Source organism: Citrobacter sp. Cy070, from assembly GCF_030332245.1.
GTDB classification, from domain to species: Bacteria; Pseudomonadota; Gammaproteobacteria; order Enterobacterales; family Enterobacteriaceae; genus Citrobacter; species Citrobacter youngae.
In genome coordinates, this window is record NZ_JAOWIG010000058.1 from 1 (window position 1) to 19,442 (window position 19,442).

At 51.2% G+C, this 19,442-nt stretch carries 17 protein-coding genes, 3 tRNA genes and 2 pseudogenes; 10 read left to right on the forward strand and 12 right to left on the reverse strand.

Annotation, left to right across the window (positions count from 1 at the left end):
• A pseudogene (locus OGY19_RS08945) lies at positions 1 to 347 on the forward strand (IS1-like element IS1A family transposase); the annotation flags it as partial.
• On the opposite strand, the pseudogene OGY19_RS08950 reads toward OGY19_RS08945, so the two are convergent.
• Positions 336 to 437: pseudogene (locus tag OGY19_RS08950) on the reverse strand (ABC transporter permease); the annotation flags it as partial. The pseudogenes OGY19_RS08945 and OGY19_RS08950 sit on opposite strands and share 12 nt — an antisense overlap.
• Before the next feature lie 3 nt (positions 438 to 440).
• Complete coding sequence (locus tag OGY19_RS08955; protein WP_061068496.1) at positions 441 to 1,940, reverse strand: sugar ABC transporter ATP-binding protein; 1,500 nt, start codon at positions 1,938 to 1,940, stop codon at positions 441 to 443.
• A 464-nt stretch (positions 1,941 to 2,404) separates the two neighbouring features.
• Between OGY19_RS08955 and fucI the strand changes: the two genes are divergently transcribed.
• The 4 genes from fucI (at position 2,405) to fucR (ending at position 6,965) form a co-directional block, all read left to right on the forward strand.
• The gene (gene fucI / locus OGY19_RS08960) at positions 2,405 to 4,180 is read left to right on the forward strand and encodes an L-fucose isomerase (RefSeq protein ID WP_115601548.1); all 1,776 of its coding nucleotides are present in this window, start codon (positions 2,405 to 2,407) and stop codon (positions 4,178 to 4,180) included.
• A gap of 122 nt (positions 4,181 to 4,302) precedes the next feature.
• A complete protein-coding gene (fucK, locus tag OGY19_RS08965; RefSeq protein ID WP_115601547.1) occupies positions 4,303 to 5,721 on the forward strand; it encodes an L-fuculokinase in 1,419 nt (472 codons plus the stop codon).
• A gap of 1 nt (position 5,722) precedes the next feature.
• Positions 5,723 to 6,145 carry an L-fucose mutarotase gene (gene fucU / locus OGY19_RS08970; RefSeq protein ID WP_005130966.1) on the forward strand — a complete coding sequence of 141 codons (423 nt, stop codon included), beginning with the start codon at positions 5,723 to 5,725 and terminating at the stop codon, positions 6,143 to 6,145.
• A 58-nt stretch (positions 6,146 to 6,203) separates the two neighbouring features.
• Positions 6,204 to 6,965 (forward strand): L-fucose operon activator, encoded by a 762-nt coding sequence (fucR, locus tag OGY19_RS08975; RefSeq protein ID WP_115601546.1) that lies wholly within the window; start codon positions 6,204 to 6,206, stop codon positions 6,963 to 6,965.
• Between the two features lie 2 nt (positions 6,966 to 6,967).
• On the opposite strand, the gene rlmM is transcribed toward fucR, so the two are convergent.
• The 4 genes from rlmM to OGY19_RS08995 form a co-directional block, all read right to left on the reverse strand.
• A complete protein-coding gene (gene rlmM, locus OGY19_RS08980; protein WP_048213093.1) occupies positions 6,968 to 8,068 on the reverse strand; it encodes a 23S rRNA (cytidine(2498)-2'-O)-methyltransferase RlmM in 1,101 nt (366 codons plus the stop codon).
• Entirely contained in the window at positions 8,061 to 8,456 is a 396-nt protein-coding gene (locus OGY19_RS08985; RefSeq protein ID WP_003034037.1) for a DUF423 domain-containing protein, read from the reverse strand. Before OGY19_RS08985 ends, rlmM begins: the two co-directional genes overlap by 8 nt.
• A gap of 18 nt (positions 8,457 to 8,474) precedes the next feature.
• Positions 8,475 to 9,392 carry a glycine cleavage system transcriptional regulator GcvA gene (gene gcvA, locus OGY19_RS08990; RefSeq protein ID WP_005130970.1) on the reverse strand — a complete coding sequence of 306 codons (918 nt, stop codon included), beginning with the start codon at positions 9,390 to 9,392 and terminating at the stop codon, positions 8,475 to 8,477.
• Positions 9,393 to 9,754: 362 nt separating this feature from the next.
• Complete coding sequence (locus OGY19_RS08995) at positions 9,755 to 9,982, reverse strand: YgdI/YgdR family lipoprotein (protein ID WP_048213094.1); 228 nt, start codon at positions 9,980 to 9,982, stop codon at positions 9,755 to 9,757.
• A 192-nt stretch (positions 9,983 to 10,174) separates the two neighbouring features.
• On the opposite strand from OGY19_RS08995, the gene csdA reads away from it, so the two are divergent.
• Together csdA and csdE are read left to right on the forward strand one after the other, a co-directional pair.
• Positions 10,175 to 11,380 carry a cysteine desulfurase CsdA gene (gene csdA, locus OGY19_RS09000; protein ID WP_115601545.1) on the forward strand — a complete coding sequence of 402 codons (1,206 nt, stop codon included), beginning with the start codon at positions 10,175 to 10,177 and terminating at the stop codon, positions 11,378 to 11,380.
• Entirely contained in the window at positions 11,380 to 11,823 is a 444-nt protein-coding gene (gene csdE, locus OGY19_RS09005; RefSeq protein ID WP_048213096.1) for a cysteine desulfurase sulfur acceptor subunit CsdE, read from the forward strand. The genes csdA and csdE overlap by 1 nt, the downstream gene beginning before the upstream one ends.
• Positions 11,824 to 11,891: 68 nt before the next feature.
• On the opposite strand, the gene tcdA is transcribed toward csdE, so the two are convergent.
• Positions 11,892 to 12,698: a tRNA cyclic N6-threonylcarbamoyladenosine(37) synthase TcdA gene (gene tcdA, locus OGY19_RS09010; RefSeq protein WP_115601544.1), complete on the reverse strand. Its 807-nt coding sequence runs from the start codon at positions 12,696 to 12,698 to the stop codon at positions 11,892 to 11,894.
• 134 nt (positions 12,699 to 12,832) lie between these two features.
• Entirely contained in the window at positions 12,833 to 13,930 is a 1,098-nt protein-coding gene (gene mltA, locus OGY19_RS09015) for a murein transglycosylase A (protein ID WP_048213098.1), read from the reverse strand.
• A 205-nt stretch (positions 13,931 to 14,135) separates the two neighbouring features.
• Between mltA and OGY19_RS09020 the strand changes: the two genes are divergently transcribed.
• The 3 genes from OGY19_RS09020 to OGY19_RS09030 all read left to right on the forward strand — a co-directional run bounded on the left by OGY19_RS09020 (position 14,136) and on the right by OGY19_RS09030 (position 14,462).
• Positions 14,136 to 14,212: transfer RNA gene (locus OGY19_RS09020), tRNA-Met, on the forward strand.
• Between the two features lie 48 nt (positions 14,213 to 14,260).
• Positions 14,261 to 14,337: transfer RNA gene (locus tag OGY19_RS09025), tRNA-Met, on the forward strand.
• Between the two features lie 48 nt (positions 14,338 to 14,385).
• Positions 14,386 to 14,462 (forward strand) — tRNA-Met (locus OGY19_RS09030).
• Between the two features lie 134 nt (positions 14,463 to 14,596).
• On the opposite strand, the gene OGY19_RS09035 is transcribed toward OGY19_RS09030, so the two are convergent.
• From OGY19_RS09035 to OGY19_RS09050, 4 genes are read right to left on the reverse strand one after another with little or no spacing between them, the layout of a single operon-like run.
• Positions 14,597 to 15,631 carry a fimbrial protein gene (locus tag OGY19_RS09035; RefSeq protein WP_115601543.1) on the reverse strand — a complete coding sequence of 345 codons (1,035 nt, stop codon included), beginning with the start codon at positions 15,629 to 15,631 and terminating at the stop codon, positions 14,597 to 14,599.
• A 12-nt stretch (positions 15,632 to 15,643) separates the two neighbouring features.
• A complete protein-coding gene (locus tag OGY19_RS09040) occupies positions 15,644 to 16,225 on the reverse strand; it encodes a fimbrial protein (protein WP_115601542.1) in 582 nt (193 codons plus the stop codon).
• Positions 16,226 to 16,241: 16 nt separating this feature from the next.
• Positions 16,242 to 16,811 (reverse strand): fimbrial protein, encoded by a 570-nt coding sequence (locus OGY19_RS09045; protein ID WP_115601541.1) that lies wholly within the window; start codon positions 16,809 to 16,811, stop codon positions 16,242 to 16,244.
• On the reverse strand, positions 16,808 to 19,420 hold the full coding sequence (locus OGY19_RS09050) for an outer membrane usher protein (protein ID WP_115601540.1): 2,613 nt from the start codon (positions 19,418 to 19,420) through the stop codon (positions 16,808 to 16,810). Before OGY19_RS09050 ends, OGY19_RS09045 begins: the two co-directional genes overlap by 4 nt.
• Positions 19,421 to 19,442: the final 22 nt, after the last annotated feature.

Here is a 19,442-nt window from a genome sequence, read left to right on the forward strand (position 1 = left end):
AATCGCGCCAGCGCTGGCTGTTTTACGCGTATGACAGTCTCCGGAAGACGGTTGTTGCGCACGTATTCGGTGAACGCACTATGGCGACGCTGGGGCGTCTTATGAGCCTGCTGTCACCCTTTGACGTGGTGATATGGATGACGGATGGCTGGCCGCTGTATGAATCCCGCCTGAAGGGAAAGCTGCACGTAATCAGCAAGCGATATACGCAGCGAATTGAGCGGCATAACCTGAATCTGAGGCAGCACCTGGCACGGCTGGGACGGAAGTCGCTGTCGTTCTCAAAATCGGTGGAGCTGCATGACAAAGTCATCGGGCATTATCTGAACATAAAACACTATCAATAAGTTGGAGTCATTACCCAGGCGCATTAAAAGCTCTTTGTTAATTTTTATTTTCTTATTATTGCTGTCTGAAGAGGTTACAGAGATAGTCATAAATTAGTCCTCTAACGTCGCATATTGCATGATTTTTTCTTGTGTGGCGTCATCAGAAGCTAACTCTCCGGTAATACGCCCATTACGCATAACTAAAATGCGATCGCACATACCCAGCACTTCCGGTAATTCAGAGGAAATCATGATAATTGATTTCCCTTTTGCCACCAGTCGATTCATTAATTCATAAATTTCAAGTTTGGCTCCCACATCAATACCGCGGGTGGGTTCATCAAAGATGAGAATGTCGGTGTCTTTGCATACCCATCTGGCAATAATAATTTTTTGCTGATTACCGCCACTTAAATTCAACGCAGCCTGTTCAAGATGCGGCGTCTTAATACGCAGTGCTTTCACCTGCTCTTCGCTGGTTTGCTGACAACGTTTGCTGTCCACATTGCCATATCGGTTGGAATATTCGGGGTAATTTCCTAGCATAATATTGCGTTCAACGGACAATCCTAATGCCAGGCCCTCTTTTTTTCTGTCCTCGGTTAAGTAGCTAATACCCTGCTGGATGGCATCAGGAATATCCTTGATTACCGTCTCTTTACCGTTCAACTTGATGGTTCCGCTATCGATAGGATCGGCACCAAAGATAGCCCGTGCCAGCTCAGTACGCCCGGCCCCCATCAACCCGGCAAAACCTAAGATTTCCCCCTGATGCAAGGTAAAATCGATATTGTTCAGTACGCCTTTGCGCGTCAGGCCACTGACTTCCAGCACCGGTTTACGCTGGGGTTGCGGCTCCCGACGGGGATAGATATTGCCAAGGTCACGCCCAACCATCATGGCAATCAGGTCGCTGATTTTGACCGAATCATAATCCACGGTGGCAATAAACTGTCCATCACGCATGACGGTAGCGCGATCGGCTATCAGCGCCAGTTCCTCCAGTCGGTGCGAGATATAAACGATGCCCGTTCCCTGTTCTTTAAGTAAGCGTGTAACCCGGAATAAACTGTCAATTTCGGTTTCCGTCAACGCCGCCGTTGGTTCATCCATAATAAGAATCTTGGCATTCACCGATATCGCTTTCGCAATCTCAACCATTTGTTGCTGAGCAACAGTAAGATCGGCAACCAGCGTGTCTGGGGAGATATTCAGGTTTAATTTTTGCAAAATATCGATCGCAGCCTGCCGCTGTTGTTTCTCATCCAGACGCCAGCGATTATTTTTGCAAAACTCCCTGCCAATAAATATATTGTCTTCGACCGTCAGTTCAGGAAAAAGGTTAAACTCCTGATGAATAATGGTGATACCTACGCTTTGTGCGCTCAATGGGTTTGCAAACGAAACGGGTTGGTTCTCAAAAATAATATCCCCTTCATCAGGTTGATATACACCGGATAAAATTTTCATCAGGGTAGACTTTCCCGCGCCATTCTCCCCCAACAGCGCATGAACCTCACCTTTGCGTAAAGTAAAATCCACATTACTCAACGCTAATACGCCGGGAAAACGTTTCGTAATATGACTCATCTGTAAAAATGTTTCAGACATTGCTGCTTTCCTCAATATACAGAAACTGTAATCAGTGAATCAGGCGAAAAACAGCGTTGCCAGGAAGCCATCGTCACCGTTAATGCGAATGTGTCTACAAGATCATATGCGTTTTATCAACGATGCTAACTCGAGTTAGCGATTGCCTTTTAAAGCTATTTTAGCTGCCAAAAATAGCCAAATCATTTGGTTTAAAACTGTGACACTGAACAGACAATTTATTTTATCTTATTAATTTAAAAAGAATTTAATGAAAAAATCTGTATTTGTTTATTTGACGCAGATCGAATTTTAACCACTTCTCGTGAGGCTTCTCACAGTTCCATAACAAAAAAGTTGTGCAAAAAACTCTCTAATACCTAAGCTAACTCGAGTTAGCAAAAATGGGTAATTCAGCCAACTGCGACAGTGGTGTCCGACATCCGCTTTTGCAGCACGGCATAAAGTGAGATGAGGAACCTCGAATGAAAAAAAATAGTTTACCGAAAATCGGTATTCGTCCGGTGATTGATGGGCGTCGTATGGGTGTACGCGAGTCGCTCGAAGAACAAACCATGAACATGGCAAAAGCCACTGCCGCACTGATTTCCGAGAAACTTCGTCATGCCTGCGGGGCACAGATCGAGTGCGTTATCGCAGACACCTGTATTGCCGGATTGGCTGAATCTGCCGCCTGTGAAGAAAAATTTAGTAGCCTGAACGTCGGCGTGACAATTACCGTCACGCCGTGTTGGTGCTACGGCAGCGAAACTATCGATATGGACCCTATGCGCCCGAAAGCCATCTGGGGTTTCAACGGGACGGAGCGTCCAGGTGCCGTGTATCTGGCTGCAGCACTGGCTGCACATAATCAAAAAGGGCTTCCCGCCTTCTCTATTTACGGTCATGACGTGCAGGATGCAGGTGATACCACTATCCCTGCCGATGTTGAAGAAAAACTGCTGCGTTTCACTCGGGCAGGTTTAGCCGTTGCCAGCATGAAAGGTAAAAGCTATCTGTCAGTCGGCGGCGTTTCAATGGGAATTGCAGGCTCTATTGTCGACCATAACTTCTTTGAATCCTGGCTGGGAATGAAGGTTCAACCTGTTGATATGACCGAATTGCGTCGTCGCATTGACCAGAAGATCTATGACGAAGCGGAGCTGGAAATTGCCCTGGCATGGGCGGATAAACATTTCCGTTATGGCGAGGATCAGAACGCACAACAGTATAAGCGAAATGAAGAACAGAGCCGTGCAGTGCTGAAAGAGAGCCTGCTGATGGCCATGTGCATTCGCGACATGATGCAGGGTAACCAGAAACTGGCAGAGAAAGGCCGGGTTGAAGAGTCGATGGGGTACAACGCGATTGCCGCTGGTTTCCAGGGCCAGCGCCACTGGACGGATCAATATCCAAACGGCGACACCGCCGAAGCGTTGCTCAACAGCTCATTTGACTGGAATGGCGTGCGCAAACCGTATGTCGTCGCCACCGAGAACGACAGCCTGAACGGCGTGGCGATGCTGTTCGGCCATCAACTCACCGGCACGGCGCAGGTCTTTGCTGATGTACGAACCTACTGGTCACCGGAAGCAGTAGAGCGCGTCACAGGTAAACCGCTGACCGGTCTTGCGGAGCACGGCATTATTCACCTGATTAACTCCGGCTCTGCGGCACTGGATGGTTCCTGCAAACAGCGTGACAGCGAAGGCCAGCCAACCATGAAACCACACTGGGAGATCTCACAGCAGGAAGCAGATGATTGCCTGGCGGCGACGGAATGGTGTCCGGCGATCCACGAGTATTTCCGAGGCGGCGGCTACTCTTCCCGTTTTCTTACCGAAGGTGGCGTACCGTTCACCATGACCCGCATCAATATCATCAAAGGTCTGGGTCCAGTGCTACAAATTGCGGAAGGCTGGAGTGTGGAATTACCGAAAGAGGTACATGCTCAGCTTGATGCTCGCACCAACTCTACCTGGCCAACAACCTGGTTTGCACCGCGCTTAACCGGCAAAGGTCCGTTCAGCGATGTCTATTCCGTAATGGCTAACTGGGGTGCCAACCACGGTGTGCTGACGATTGGCCACGTTGGTGCGGACTTTATTACGCTCGCCGCCATGCTGCGTATTCCGGTGTGTATGCACAACGTGGAAGAAGAGAAGATCTATCGCCCTTCCGCATGGGCGGCGCACGGTATGGACAGCGAAGGCCAGGATTATCGCGCCTGCCAGAACTATGGCCCGCTATATAAGCGTTAAACATCGAGCGATTGCCTGATGGCGACGCTTACGCATCTTATCAGGCCTACGAAGCGCACGGTTTTGTAGGCTGGATAAGGCGAAGCCGCCATCCGGCAATAGGTAATCTCCCAGGAGCAATTATGAAACAAGAGGTTATCCTGGTCCTTGACTGTGGCGCGACCAACGTGCGGGCTATCGCTGTTGACCGCCAGGGAAAGATTGTCGCTCGTGCGTCCACCCCAAACGCCAGTGACATCGCGGCAGAAAATAGCGCCTGGCATCAGTGGTCCCTCGACGCTATTGTGCAGCGCTTTGCCGATTGCTGCCAGCGGCTCTCCGCGCAACTGGCCGCCTGCCAGGTCCGTGGGATCGCCGTCACCACCTTTGGCGTAGACGGCGCATTGGTTGATCAGAACGGCAAGCAACTGTATCCGGTAATCAGCTGGAAATGCCCACGCACCACGGCAGTAATGGAGAATATCCACCGCTACATGCCGCCGCAGCAGTTGCAGGAAATTTCCGGCGTCGGCGCGTTCAGCTTCAACACGCTGTACAAGCTGGTATGGCTTAAAGAGAATCACCCACAATTGCTGGAACAGGCACACGCCTGGCTATTTATTTCATCACTGCTCAACCATCGCCTCACCGGTGAGTTCACCACAGATATCACCATGGCCGGTACCAGTCAGATGCTGGATATTCATCAGCGAGATTTCAGTGTTGATATTTTGCAGGCAACCGGGATACCACGCCGACTGTTTCCACGTTTAGTTGAAGCGGGAGAGCAGATCGGAACGTTGAAAAATGACGCGGCAAAGCAACTTGGGCTCACAGCGGGCATTCCGGTTATCTCTGCCGGCCACGACACGCAGTTTGCGCTCTTTGGCGCAGGCGCGCAGCCAGATGAACCCGTGCTCTCTTCCGGTACATGGGAAATACTGATGGTACGCAGCGCACATGTGAATACTGCCTTACTCAGCGACTATGTGGGTTCAACCTGTGAACTGGATAGCCAGCCCGGACTCAATAACCCCGGAATGCAGTGGCTTGCTTCCGGTGTCCTCGAATGGGTACGCAAGTTGTTGTGGACTGCTGATACCCCATGGCAAACGCTGATTGACGAAGCCAGGGCAATCCCGGCAGGTGCCGAAGGCGTGAAGATGCACTGCGACCTGCTGGCCTCTCAGAATGCCGGCTGGCAGGGTGTCACACTCAACAGTACCCGCGGACACTTCTACCGCGCGGCGCTGGAAGGATTGACGGCCCAGTTGCAGCACAATCTACACACACTAGAAACCATCGGTCATTTCAACGCAACAGAGCTACTTCTGGTTGGTGGAGGAAGTCGTAATGCACTATGGAATCAGATAAAAGCGAACATTCTGGGTATTCCCATCAAAGTGCTGGATGATGCCGAAACGACGGTTGCCGGTGCAGCGATGTTTGCCTGGTCCGGTATCGGCGAATTTGCCTCTCCGGAACTGGCTCGCGCGCAGGTGGACTATCAGTATCGTTACTTCTATCCACAAACAGAACCCGTATTCACAGGAGTCGAGTGACATGCTCAAAACGATTTCCCCCTTAATTTCCCCGGATCTGTTAAAGGTGCTGGCTGAAATGGGTCACGGTGATGAGATTATTTTTTCCGACGCCCACTTTCCGGCCCACAGTATGGGCCCGCAGGTTATCCGGGCCGATGGTCTGCAGGTCAGCGACCTGTTGCGGGCGATTATTCCGCTGTTTGAACTGGACAGTTACGCCCCACCACTGGTGATGATGGCCGCCGTCGAAGGAGACTCGCTCGACCTCGACGTAGAAGCGCGATATCGGCAGGCACTGTCATTACAAACACCTTGCCCGGACATCACTCGCATTGACCGTTATGCATTTTATGAACGCGCACAAAAAGTATTCGCAATCGTTATTACAGGGGAGCGGGCAAAGTACGGAAATATCCTGTTAAAAAAAGGGGTAACGCCATAATCTCTTACCTGAATGCCCGACAGGTACGGGCATTCATCGCATGATGGGGTGAGAAAACATGAAAGCAGCGCGCCTGCAAGCAATCCTGGATCTGTTGAGCAACCATAAAAGTCTGACGACTGAAACCTTATCCTCACAGCTCAATGTCAGTAAAGAAACTATCCGTCGCGATCTTACGCAACTGCAGGCGCAGGGTAAGGTACTGCGTAATCACGGGCGCGCCAAAGTGATACATCGGGTAAACCAGGACTGCGGCGAGCCGTTTCATATCAGACTGAAAAGCCATTATTCCCACAAAGCAGATATCGCCAGAGACGCGTTAACGTGGATAGAGGAAGGTATGGTGATCGCGCTGGATGCCAGTTCTACTTGCTGGTACCTGGCTCGCCTGTTGCCAGACATTAACATTCACGTATTTACGAATAGCCAACCGATTTGCCTCGAATTGGGTAAACGTGAAAATATTCAGTTGATCAGTTCCGGTGGTCGACTTGAGCGTAAATACGGTTGCTACGTTAATCCATCTCTCATCTCACAGCTAAAGTCACTTGATATCGACCTGTTCATCTTTTCCTGCGAGGGGATCGACCGCGGCGGTACACTCTGGGATTCCAACGCTACCAACGCCGATTTTAAATCCATCCTGCTTAAGCGTGCGGCGCAGTCATTATTATTGATTGATAAGAGTAAATTTAATCGCTCGGGTGAGACGCAGATTGGGCATCTGGAAAATGTGACGCATATTGTTTCAGATACACAGCTGATTGAATCAATCCAAGCCGAACAGGGCGATTTCGCCGCCATCCGACCTGGATTGTAGCTTTATCGCTCGTCGCGACGACCGCCGACGGCAGCCCACAGACGACGCACGTGAACAGTTACTTCTTCACGGTCATGATACAGCTGACGCGCCTGAATCTGGGCATTTACGCCATGTTCATCAAGCTGGGCCTGAATGTAAGCCAGGTTCTGTGATACCTCTTCGTAGCGTTTTTTCATCGGCAGCTTGAGGTTGAAAATCGTCTCACGACACCAGCCGTTGACCAGCCATTGTGCCATCAGCGCGGCAACCTTCGCTGGCTTCTCCACCATGTCGCACACCATCCATGAGATGTTGTTGCGATTCGGGCGATACTTAAATCCATCCTCCCGCAGCCAGGTGACCTGCCCGGTATCCATCAGGCTTTGCGCCATCGGACCATTATCCACCGAGTACACCCACATATTGCGTTTAACCAGTTGGTAGGTCCAACCGCCAGGACATGCTCCTAAATCAACGGCATACATTCCATTGGCCAGACGCTCATCCCACTCATCGGCAGGGATAAACACGTGCAGCGCCTCTTCCAGCTTCAACGTTGAACGGCTCGGCGCATCCGCCGGGAACTTCAGACGCGGAATCCCCATGTAGAACGGGGAGTTATTGTCAGGCCAGGAATAGCCGGTATAGCAACAGCCTGGCGCAATAAAGAAGACGTGCACTACCGGACGTTTTGGCGTTTCATGTTTTGCCAGCACGCCCGCTTCACGCAGCGCGGCGCGCAGCGGTACGGTAAATTTGCGGCAAAACTTAACCAGCTCTTTGCTTTCATTCGTGTCGGCAACTTCGACACGCAAATCGCCGCCTTTCTCCACCACGCCCTGCAGCATACCGACGATCGGTGTGATGCGGTCTTCCGGCGGCAAATATTGCAGTAGCTCGCCGACAACAAACATTTGGCGAGCAAAAATCAGCGAGCTAAACGGCAACTCTTTAACCAGCTTTTCCGCATCTTCCTGCTGATAGCATTCAAAGATGACATAACCCGCATTTTCTTTGACGCGGGCGAAACCAAAGATTTCGCGACGCCCTGCTTTATCCGTAATTTCTGCGGCGCACTCTTTTTCAAAACCCGGGCGACACAACAATACAACCTTATTCATGGCTTACGCCCTTACGTTTCAATCGAATAGCGCCCACTAACATCAGTGCCCAGCCTACAAGGAAGCTAAAACCACCGACAGGGGTAACAAACGCCCACAGGCGTAAATGAGAAAGCGCGAGGCAATACAGACTGCCGCTAAACAGCACAGTCCCTAATGCCAGGAACACGCTACTCCAGTAAAACCAAATGCTGATGCGTCGCTGCATGGCGACGGCCAGACCAAAAATAGCCAGCGTATGAAATGCCTGATACTCAAGGCCAGTCTGGATCCACCCCATTTCAACAACGCCGAGGGTTTTACTCAGAACATGTGCCCCAAAGGCTCCCAGAGCTACAAAGATAAAGCCACTGACGGCGGCAAAAATCAGCATAAAACGGCTGGTCATGTTAATACCCTACGTAAATTATTGTTCATAACGAAAGCGGAATTTTTCTTGTTCCGTGGCCGCTTTCGCCAGTATCCACTGACGGAAGGCGGCTATTTTACCCAGTTCTGCCTGACTGTCATGACAAACCAGATAAAATGCGTTTTTGCTGACCAGAACATCATTAAATGGACAAACCAGACGTCCGGCTTCAATTTCGGACTGCGCCATAACGTTATTGGCCAACGCAACGCCCTGTCCATGGATAGCCGCCTGTAGCACCATGGCGCTATGGCTGAAGATAGGTCCCTGCTGTACGTTGATATGATTCAGCCCAAGCTGGCGTGTATAAGCTTGCCAGTCACGCCGTGACGCATCGTGCAATAACGTATGTTTTGCCAGATCTTCAGGCGTCTTCAGCGGTTTATCACCGGTAAGCAACAGCGGCGAGCATACCGGCAATAAATATTCTGCGTACAATTTTTCAACGCGCAGACCCGGCCAGTTGCCGCGTCCGTAGAAAATCGCCACATCCACATCGTCAGCCAGTTTGTCTTCCTGACGGTCCACCGCCTGGATCCTGACATCGATTCCCGGATAAGCTGAGTTAAAGCTAGAGAGTCTGGGCACCAGCCATTGGATCGCAAAACTGGGCAATAAACTGACGGTAAGTGCACCTTTTGCACTACGTGCCTGAAGTTTACGCGTCGCGTCGGTTAATTGCGAAAAAATCTCTTTGATGTCGAGGAAGTAGCTTTGACCTTCTTCCGTTAACAGCAAAGATCGATTGCGTCGACGAAATAGCTTCAGCCCCAGGAAATCCTCAAGAGACTTGATTTGATGACTTACTGCGGCCTGCGTCACAAAAAGCTCTTCTGCTGCGCGAGTAAAGCTCAAATGACGCGCTGCAGCATCAAAAACACGCAACGCATTTAAGGGTGGTAATCGTTTTGACATGACTTTTAGGCTTTGATGTTAAATGAATTTAACAATTAGCTAACAGGCTGTAACCTATTAGTTTTTTTTATCTGAGCCATTATAAATTGTCCGTTGAGGTTCTACCAGCAAATACCTATAGTGGCGGCACTTCCTGAAGCCGGAACGAAAAGTTTTATCGGAATGCGTGTTCTGGTGGGCTTTTGGCTTACGGTTGTGATGTTGTGTTGTTGTGTTTGCAATTGGTCTGCGATTCAGACCATGGTAGCAAAGCTACCCTTTTTCACTTCCTGTACATTTACCCTGTCTGTCCATAGTGATTAATGTAGCACCGCCAAATTGCGGTGCTTTTTTTTGTCCGTGTGTCTGCCAATGACGACCGGCTATTTCTCCAGTTCTACCATCTCTTTCACATCGGTACGGTTAATCTGCTGTTTGTTGCCGTTAGCGTCTTTATACGAAATCATTCCTGTCTCATTATCGGTCTTTGGCTTACCGTCAGACACGATTGTCCGGCCATCGTTGGTGTGCATCACGTAATTCGGACCGGAACAGGCGCTCAGGGCAAAAGTCAGCATACAGGCAGAGATTATGGCGGTAGTCTTTTTCATATTCTTCTCCTCACAGCAATTTATGCCAGATAAAACGAATTTCATAACAGGCAAAATTATTCACCTAACACTATCTAGCATAAGACACTGCACAGACTTCGCGGGGATATCCAGAGGATTCCGATGGTTAGCGCAACCCTTGTGTCTGCGCCCTTTTTGCGCCACGATCCGTTTACTGAACTGAGGAATACCATGAACGCTTTTAACCCCACGCAGTTTCGCGCACAATTTCCCGCACTCAACGATGCAGGTGTCTATCTCGACAGCGCCGCGACGGCATTGAAGCCGCAGGCGGTGATTGAGGCGACCCATCAGTTTTATAGTCTGAGCGCCGGGAACGTCCATCGCAGCCAGTTTGCTGAAGCCCAGCGTCTGACCGCGCGCTATGAAGCCGCGCGGGAAAAAGTCGCACGGCTGATTAACGCGCCGGATGACAAAACAATCGTCTGGACCCGTGGCACGACGGAAGCTATCAATATGGTTGCCCAAAGTTATGCGCGTCCTCGCTTACAACCGGGCGACGAGATTATCGTCAGCGTAGCGGAACATCACGCCAACCTGGTTCCCTGGCTGATGGTGGCGGAGCAAACGGGGGCCAACGTCATCAAGCTTCCGCTCAATGCCCATTTGCTGCCTGACACTGAGCGTCTGGCGGACCTCATCACCCCATGCAGTCGCATTCTGGCTCTCGGTCAGATGTCGAACGTCACCGGCGGCTGCCCTGACTTAGCCCGCGCGATTACGCTTGCTCATGCGGCAGGCATGGTGGTGATGGTGGATGGCGCTCAGGGAATTGTACATTTCCCCGCTGACGTTCAGCAGTTAGATATTGATTTCTATGCGTTCTCGGGCCACAAGCTGTATGGTCCCACCGGCATTGGCGCGCTGTACGGTAAGCCTGAATTACTGGAAGCCATGTCTCCCTGGCTCGGCGGCGGCAAGATGGTTAGTGAAGTCAGCTTTGATGGTTTCTCCACACAAGCGGCACCGTGGAAGCTTGAGGCAGGCACGCCGAACGTTGCGGGCGTCATTGGATTAAGTGCGGCGCTTGAATGGCTTGCGGATATTGATATCGTGCAAGCCGAAAACTGGAGCCGCAGTCTGGCGACGTTGGCAGAAGATATGCTGGCAAAGCGGCCAGGATTTCGTTCCTTCCGCTGCCAGGAATCCAGTCTGTTAGCCTTTGATTTCGCAGGCGTTCATCACAGCGACATGGTGACGCTACTGGCCGAATATGGCATTGCGCTGCGAGCGGGGCAGCACTGCGCACAACCGCTGCTGGCGGAGCTGGGCGTCTCCGGGACGCTGCGCGCCTCATTTGCACCTTATAATACGCAAAGCGATGTGGATGCGTTGGTCGCAGCCGTTGACCGCGCACTGGAAATATTGGTGGACTAATGACAAGCCCTCTGCTCGCCGGACACCCGTTTGGCACAATCGTAACGGAAGAGACGTTACGGAATACTTTTATCCCGCTCACCCAGTGGGAAGATAAATATCGTCAACTTATTTTACTGGGCAAGCAACTTCCGGCCCTTTCAGATGATCTGAAAGCGCAGGCAAAAGAGATTGCCGGATGCGAAAACCGCGTTTGGCTGGGGTACAGTCTGCATGAGAATGGCACACTTCACTTCTTCGGTGATAGTGAAGGCCGAATTGTGCGCGGCCTGCTGGCGGTACTACTCACTGCTATCGAAGGTAAAACTACCGCGGAGTTACAGACGCGTTCGCCGATGGCGTTATTTGATGAGTTGGGCTTAAGCGCACAACTGAGCGCGTCACGTAGTCAGGGGCTGAATGCGCTCATTGAGGCAGCTCAGGATGCCGGATGGCAACGCTGATGCGTCTTATCCGGCCTACAACACCGCACAAACCGTAGGTCGGATAAGCATAGCGCCATCCGACACAATCAGGGCTGGCGCGCCGCTTTCGCCATCATTTTCTTCAGCGCGTGAGAGACCGCAACAAAACCAAAGGTCGCCGTCACCATGGTGGCAGCGCCAAATCCGGATGCGCAATCCATACGCTTCGGCCCTTCCGCCGTAGCCTTCATTGCACATACCGAGCCATCTGCCTGCGGATACACCAGCGCTTCGGTCGAGAACACACAGTCCACGCCCAGTTTGCCTTTGCTGTTTTTCACCACCCCAAAATCGCTTTTCAGTCGCTCACGTAGCTTCGCCGCCAGCGGGTCCTGGATGGTTTTTGCCAAATCAACCACCTGAATCTGCGTAGGATCAATCTGCCCGCCCGCACCACCAGTGGTCACCAGCGGAATTTTATTGCGCCGGCAATAAGCGATCAGCGCCGCCTTCGGGCGCACGCTGTCGATAGCATCGATGACATACGAAAAGCCCGCGTTCATATACTCTGCAACGTTATTTGGCGTAACAAAATCATCAACTACGTTCACCCGGCACTCCGGGTTAATCTGACGGATACGTTCAGCCATCACTTCAGCTTTTGCCAGGCCAACGTTATCGCGCAGAGCATGGATCTGGCGGTTAGTATTAGTGACGCACACATCATCCATATCGATGAGTGTAATAGCGCCAATACCGGTACGCGCCAGCGCTTCCGCCGCCCACGACCCCACGCCGCCAATTCCAACGACACAGACGTGCGATTGGGCAAACAGCTGCAGCGCATTTTCGCCATACAGGCGTGCCGTACCGCCAAAACGCTGGCGCCAGGTATCACTGATAACCACAGACATAGAACCTCAGATATAGAAAACAAAAAGAGCGGACAAATACCGCCCTTGATGACTGCATCACTGCCTGATGGCGGCTACGCCTTATCAGGCCTACTCAATAATCCAGGCCGGATAAGCGAAGCGCCATCCGGCAATTAACCGCTGAATACGTTACCCGCGTTGGCCGCTGTTTTCAGCACCCACACGCGTCCGTAGTGATTATACCACCCCGCACGGTGTCCGGCGTCTGCACCAATACCCTGGTAGATATCGAAGTGCTGTCCTTTGATCGCCCCACCGACATCTAATGCCACCATCAGACGTAATTCATACTGACCGGTGAATTTACCGTTATTGTCCAGCAGCGGAACTTCCGCCAGTAACGTCGTACCCGCAGGGATAATACTGCGGTCAGAAGCCACGGATGCGCGACCAATCAGCGGTACCGCGCTGGCCCCTTTGACCGGCGCAAAAGATTGCGGTTTAAAGAAGACAAACGATGGGTTCTGCTCCAGCAGCTCACGCACTTCGGCTTCGCTGTGCGTTTCACCCCAATGGCGAATGGCCTGCATCGACATATCTTCTTTTTTCACTTCGCCACGGTCGATAAGCACCTTACCGATACTGCGATAGGCGTGACCGTTTTTCCCGGAATAGCTAAAGAAGTTCAGCGGGCTGCCATCGCCAAAATCGATGTAACCACTGCCCTGAACATCCATAATGAAGTTATCCATCAGGGAGTTGCTGTACGCCAGAATGTAATTGTCGCTCAGCGCGCCAGCATAGATCTCGGCACGGCTTGGTAAGCGCCCACGTTTTGGCGGCATACGATAGATAGGATACTGAAACTCGCCCTGGCGCGTATGGCGCGCCTGAATAACCGGTGTGTAGTAACCGGTAAACTGAACGTTACCGTAGTTGTCCGCCCCTTCCATTTGCCAGGCATCAATACCAAACTGGCGCATACTGCGCGTATCACCGCCCGCACGTAGCCACTGCTGGATAGCGTTGTAAACGTTACTCTGGTTACCGTACAAACGTGGCGATGCGCTGCGAATTTGATTAACCTGCTCGGCGAAATCACCGGCGTTAATTGGCGCGCCAACCGCATCAGGCTGGTTCACCAGTGAGAAAGGCTGGGTAAATTTCCCGTCTTTATACTGCTGCCCACGATCGGTGGGTTTTGAGGAACATGCTGCGAGCATCGCGACGACTGCTCCCGCCAGAAGATATTTTGCCCAACGTCCTTTCATTATTCTCGTCTTATGTTGCCTGAATGCGAGACGAAGATAACAAACCCCCGAACCTAATGAAATGCGTATACCTACCCGAACGCAAATTTTGCGCAAAAAACAATCCAGAATGCGTTGTTTTTGTTCGTTTTCGCCCTAAAAACGTGATCAAGGTGAAAAAAGGGTTGCATGAAATCATTAGCAGAGTATAGTGCGCATCCACGGACGCGGGGTGGAGCAGCCTGGTAGCTCGTCGGGCTCATAACCCGAAGGTCGTCAGTTCAAATCTGGCCCCCGCAACCAATTAAAATCAGAAGCAGTAACGTTACTCGATGGAAGAGTAATGACGGACGCGGGGTGGAGCAGCCTGGTAGCTCGTCGGGCTCATAACCCGAAGGTCGTCGGTTCAAATCCGGCCCCCGCAACCAATTAAAATCAGAAGCAGTAACGTTACTCGATGGAAGAGTAATGACGGACGCGGGGTGGAGCAGCCTGGTAGCTCGTCGGGCTCATAACCCGAAGGTCGTCGGTTCAAATCCGGCCCCCGCAACCAACATATTCTGTTAAGGTCATTTAATAAGACCTTGAAAAATAAAACCGCAAAAGCGTTTCGCCTTATGCGGTTTTTTTGTGTCTGTCATCCGCCCGTATCGGTCAATTCTACGGACGGTATATCATTCGCCAGGGTTAATAGTAGCTGGCATTAAAGGTCGCAGTAGCTTCAAAATCTCCGGCCTTTAGCGTTGTTCCATCGGCTCTCAGAAACGCATACATGGTATAATTGCCCACATACATAAATCCGTCTACATAATGATCGTCACTTGGCTCAATTCCTTCACCCAACGGAACATCCAGGGCCAGATTCATGTCAGCGAAACCATATTTAGGATAGAACCCCAATCCAAAACCACTGGCGGCATTATCACCCGTTAGCTTATTGAGTAATAAATTTTGATTAGTGTCAACGGGATTTCCATTGCTGAGTATGCGGAGTTCCATTCTACTGACCATACTGCAAGTGCCAGAATACACTGTAAATGATTGTGTTTTAGCTTTACTCAAAGAGTCAAACTCACCAAAATCAACCTCCGGTGAGCTGAGACTCAAATTACAGGTCGTAGGCGTAATCGGAATGGCAGGCGCATTAAACCTGAACCCCTTCAGAGTATTATTAAAGCCTAATTTAAAATACGTTGAATTAATGGCTGAGATCTCACTCGCTTTTACACGATCGCCAAAACTCCCCCCCGCATACCATAATTCGGCCCAGAACTCCCACTTGGCGCCATTAAGTTGGGCAGGGGTCGCGCTGAACATATATCCGTTGTTAAGGTGCCCCGAAGTGCTACCGCTGCCGTCGCCATAGGTCACGGTGTACCAGAGTCCATACCCAAATCCATTGGCACCAGCGCCTATCAGCATCCCACCATCAGACAGCGTTTCAGACAGTGGTGCATAAGAAAAAGAATCCCCGTCGACGCTCATCGCGTCTCCCGTAGACGAACTACAGGTGGAGATTACCGGCCCGCCGGCCAGTAACGAACTGCGGAATAACTGCTGCATATCTGAGCTTGTCAGCGTGACCGCCGTTATTGGCGACGTTGCCATGGTTTGCTCAATATATGTTCCCGTCGGTGTGGTGAATGAACAGCTCGCCAATGCGCTGTGAACGCCACATAACCCCAACGCTAGCAGCGTGATAATTCCATATTTTTTCAGCATAAAGCATCCTTTTTATTCATAAGCTGCGGAAACAATCACCGATGCACTTAAGCGGCGAGCTTCCTGCGTTCCACCCGCTATGTACTGATAGCGTGCCGCATAATGAAAGGTTTGCTCGTCATCCGTCATAAGCCCGAGAAACGAAATCTCATTCAGCAGTACATTCCTGACATATGCACTATTATTTATATCAAAAATAACGATTCCGATACCCGCTGATGGCTGGTCAACAAATACACCAGGCAGTAGCGGAGCGACTCCAGTAGCATCGGAAAACGTTAACCGCATCGTTCGCTGTATTGCTGCGGATTCACTACCGCAACCAGAGAGCGTAATATCAAACGGGGTATAGAGATTGTCATCACTTCCATAATCCCTTGGCCCCAGAGAATAATAACTACCACCGGGTTCAAACAGCCTGATATCAGCGCCGGGGAGAGTTACATATCCCTCTGCAACACGAATATCACACACTGATGTTACCGCCGTAGCCTTTACCGTCAGCGTCATCGTCGGTGCCTCAATCCAACTCTCTGCCGCCAGCGCCGGGGTGGAAATCAGCAGCATCAGCAGATAAAACATTAAGTTATGCATGATCCACTCCTTACCGTCAGTTATAGCGCACAATAATCTGAATCGCCTGACTATAGTTTTCAGAACTGCCGTCCGTCTCCACTAAATACAGTCTGTACCTCGCCCACAGAGGAATAGTATTTGTGGTCAAGACCAGATCGTTCCATTTATTAAATTCCACTTCAGAACCACTATCATCTTTTATTTTAACTCCTGCCCAATGAACACCATCGCAGGCAACTTTATTATCGGTTGTACAGGTATCGGCGTTAAATGTGACTTGTGCTTTATTAAACATGTCATTACAGTCTTTTAACGCAATATATAGATTTTGAGCGAGATAATCATTGGTCTTGTAACTCAGGCCACTGCGCAACACATTGCCGAAATCGAAGGTCAGTGATTTCTCTCCTCCACCCGCGGAACTCCCCAGAGATACATTGCATGAAGCTTCCTGCAGGCGTGCTTTTACCGTCAGCTGAATCTCTTTGCTGCTGCCGACGCACCTTGAAACATTAGCATTGACGCAGGTAGCGAAACTGGCGGCGCTAAAACAAAACGAGAACAGGCCAAATGCTAAATGGCGATAAATTCGGTTATGGATCATGGCGTCACCTTCACGCTGGTTGATGTCATCCGGCAGCGCAGACCGGGGATAAGCGGCGTTTTACCGATCATGTTGGCATTGCTATCCAGTTGATAACTCACCTGGCAGCGGCTTTCTGTACCACTGCCCCAAATGACAGAGAGCGTACCGCGGTCATCCACACCACGCACAAAGGCAATCCCCGCCTGACCGACGGTGCCGACCGAACTACCAGTGCTATCCTGCACATCTGCCGCCAGCGGAATAAACCCGCCATCGTCGCGCGTCAGTTCCAACATAAACGCTTTACGGGCATCGGTTTCGATATCCACACGCACCAGCGCCCCGCTGGTCGGCACCACGACGCCGGTGGTATTGCCGATCGCCACATCGTTTTCCATCGTGTCAATATTCAGACCGACGGTGTTTTCGCGGTAGGGGCTCAGACTGGTGACGACCATATTGCCAAAACCGTCTACCTGCCCATTGCCCATTGAGGCGGACGCGCCCTTCGCCCCGCTGGCGTGTACCAGCGCCATCGTCGAGTCTGGCGTTAAATAACCGGAAGCCAGCGTCAGCCCGCCGCTGTGCAGCACCACGCCACCGGTTGCACTTAGCGAATACTGTTGATCACCATTAAGCCCTTGCGTCGCCGATAATGAGGTAGTGCTGTACGCACCGTTGCGCGTCACCCAACTGCCGACCGTGGTGAGATCTTCGCTGTCTTTGTTGCGGCTGCTTGTGGTATTCAGGGAGTAGCTATACATATTGTCTCGCGAGCTTCCTGTCGCCATCGCGCTGATGCTGTCATTACCTTTAAAATCGCTACTGCTGTTGACGCTCATGCTGGAGAAAGGACGATAGTCCACGCTGGATCCTGACCCCAACGGAATAGAGAAACCCAGGTTGATGCTGTCGTCTTCCTCACCAAATTCGTTATAGCTACGTTGGGCGGAAATGCTGTAACTCACGCTCCCCACAGAGCTGCTATAGCCCACGGAATACTGCGAGGTGTTGCCATCATCGCCCCAGTAGCTACGCCAGGTCCCATTCAGATAAAACGAGCCATAACTTTCACCATTGATAGTCACATCCTGATAGACGTTGGCCTGTATCTCGTTGCGCGTGCGCGTATAGGCGTGATACGCCTCCCGGGTGGAGGTGCTATTATCAGAAGCATAATTATTCAGCGTGTTTTTAAGCGACAACGCATCGTTCATTGACAGGTAGTTTTCCGAGGAAAAGCGATAACCGACCACGCTGAAGGTGGTTCCCGTCGCCGTGAAATTTTTACTGTAGTTAAGGCTGTAACTCTGCCCTTTTAAGGTGCCAACGTCATCGGCGGTGGTTTGTGAGTGCGTCACGTCGAATGAAAACGCCCCGATACCCGTATTCATTGCCACGCCGAGCATTCCGGCGGTGTATAAATTTTCCGCCATTTGCACACCGCCGTAGGCGGTAAACATATTGCTCAAGCCGTAAGAGGCGGTGGCGACTCCCGCCCACAGCGTTTCATCAACCGTGTCTTTATCTATCGTGCCGATACCGATATCCCAGTCCACTTCGCCAGGACGCAGCAAATGGGCAATAGAGGCATAGGGCATGGAAAATACGCGAGTACTGCCGTCAGATTCTTCAACGGTAACGTCCAGATCGCTGCCGTTTTGTGCGGCATAGTAGTCGCTGATGGCGAACGGCCCCGGCGGAACGGTGACCTGCGTGACAATGCGCCCTTCCTGGCGTACCGTCACTTTGGCATTGCTGTTCGCAACGCCGCGAATCACCGGCACATAGCTATTAGCCGATGGATCCATCTGCGCGTCGTTGTAAAGATGCACGCCGTCCAGAGAAATGGAGTCCATCATATTGGCGTTAGTACGAACATCCCCGACTTCCAGTTTTGCGCGCAGCGGCACGATGTCGCGCGCAATAAAGAGATCGTAGCTGCTGTACTCTCCGCCGTTGTCGCTATCCCAGTTGTATGCGCCATTTGAACGTAAACGCCATGCGCCAAGGTTCACACCAAACATCAATCCGGTGTAAAAAGAGTCCTGCGTGGTACCGTTACTTTTGGCATGCCAGGCGTTAGCGTTATAGGAGAGCATCGCCATCGGGATCCCGGAATCCCAACGTGAGGGAGGAATGTAACCCGCAGGATGACTGACCAGATACACCTGCGGGATCGTCACATTCATTTCCTGCGTCAACGGATCGTAGCGGCTGGATGACTTCGGCAGGATGGCGGCCAGATCATAACAGGCGTCCTCATCCTCCTGATTCAGCAACGCGGGATCCACATTGAGCTGCTCCAGCAGCGCATGGGTAAAACACGCCGACGCATAATCCGTATTGTTTTCGTGAAAAGTCAGCTGCGTTTTGAACATTTCCTTGCCATTAAGGAAAACTTTAACGTTGTATGTCCCGGCAAGAACAGGATTTCCACGTGAAAAACGCTTCAGGTTAAGCTGGCTGCCTGCATCGCCCATTAGAAAGGCGTCACTAAACTCCACCACCTCGGTGCTGGCGCTTTCATCGGACGTGCCTTCATCTGCTTGTGCGGACGCCAGCGAAAAAAAACCGGTCAGAAACGTCGATAAATAAATAGATCGCGATAATCGGCACACTATCATTCCCTTTAAATTAATAATCCTG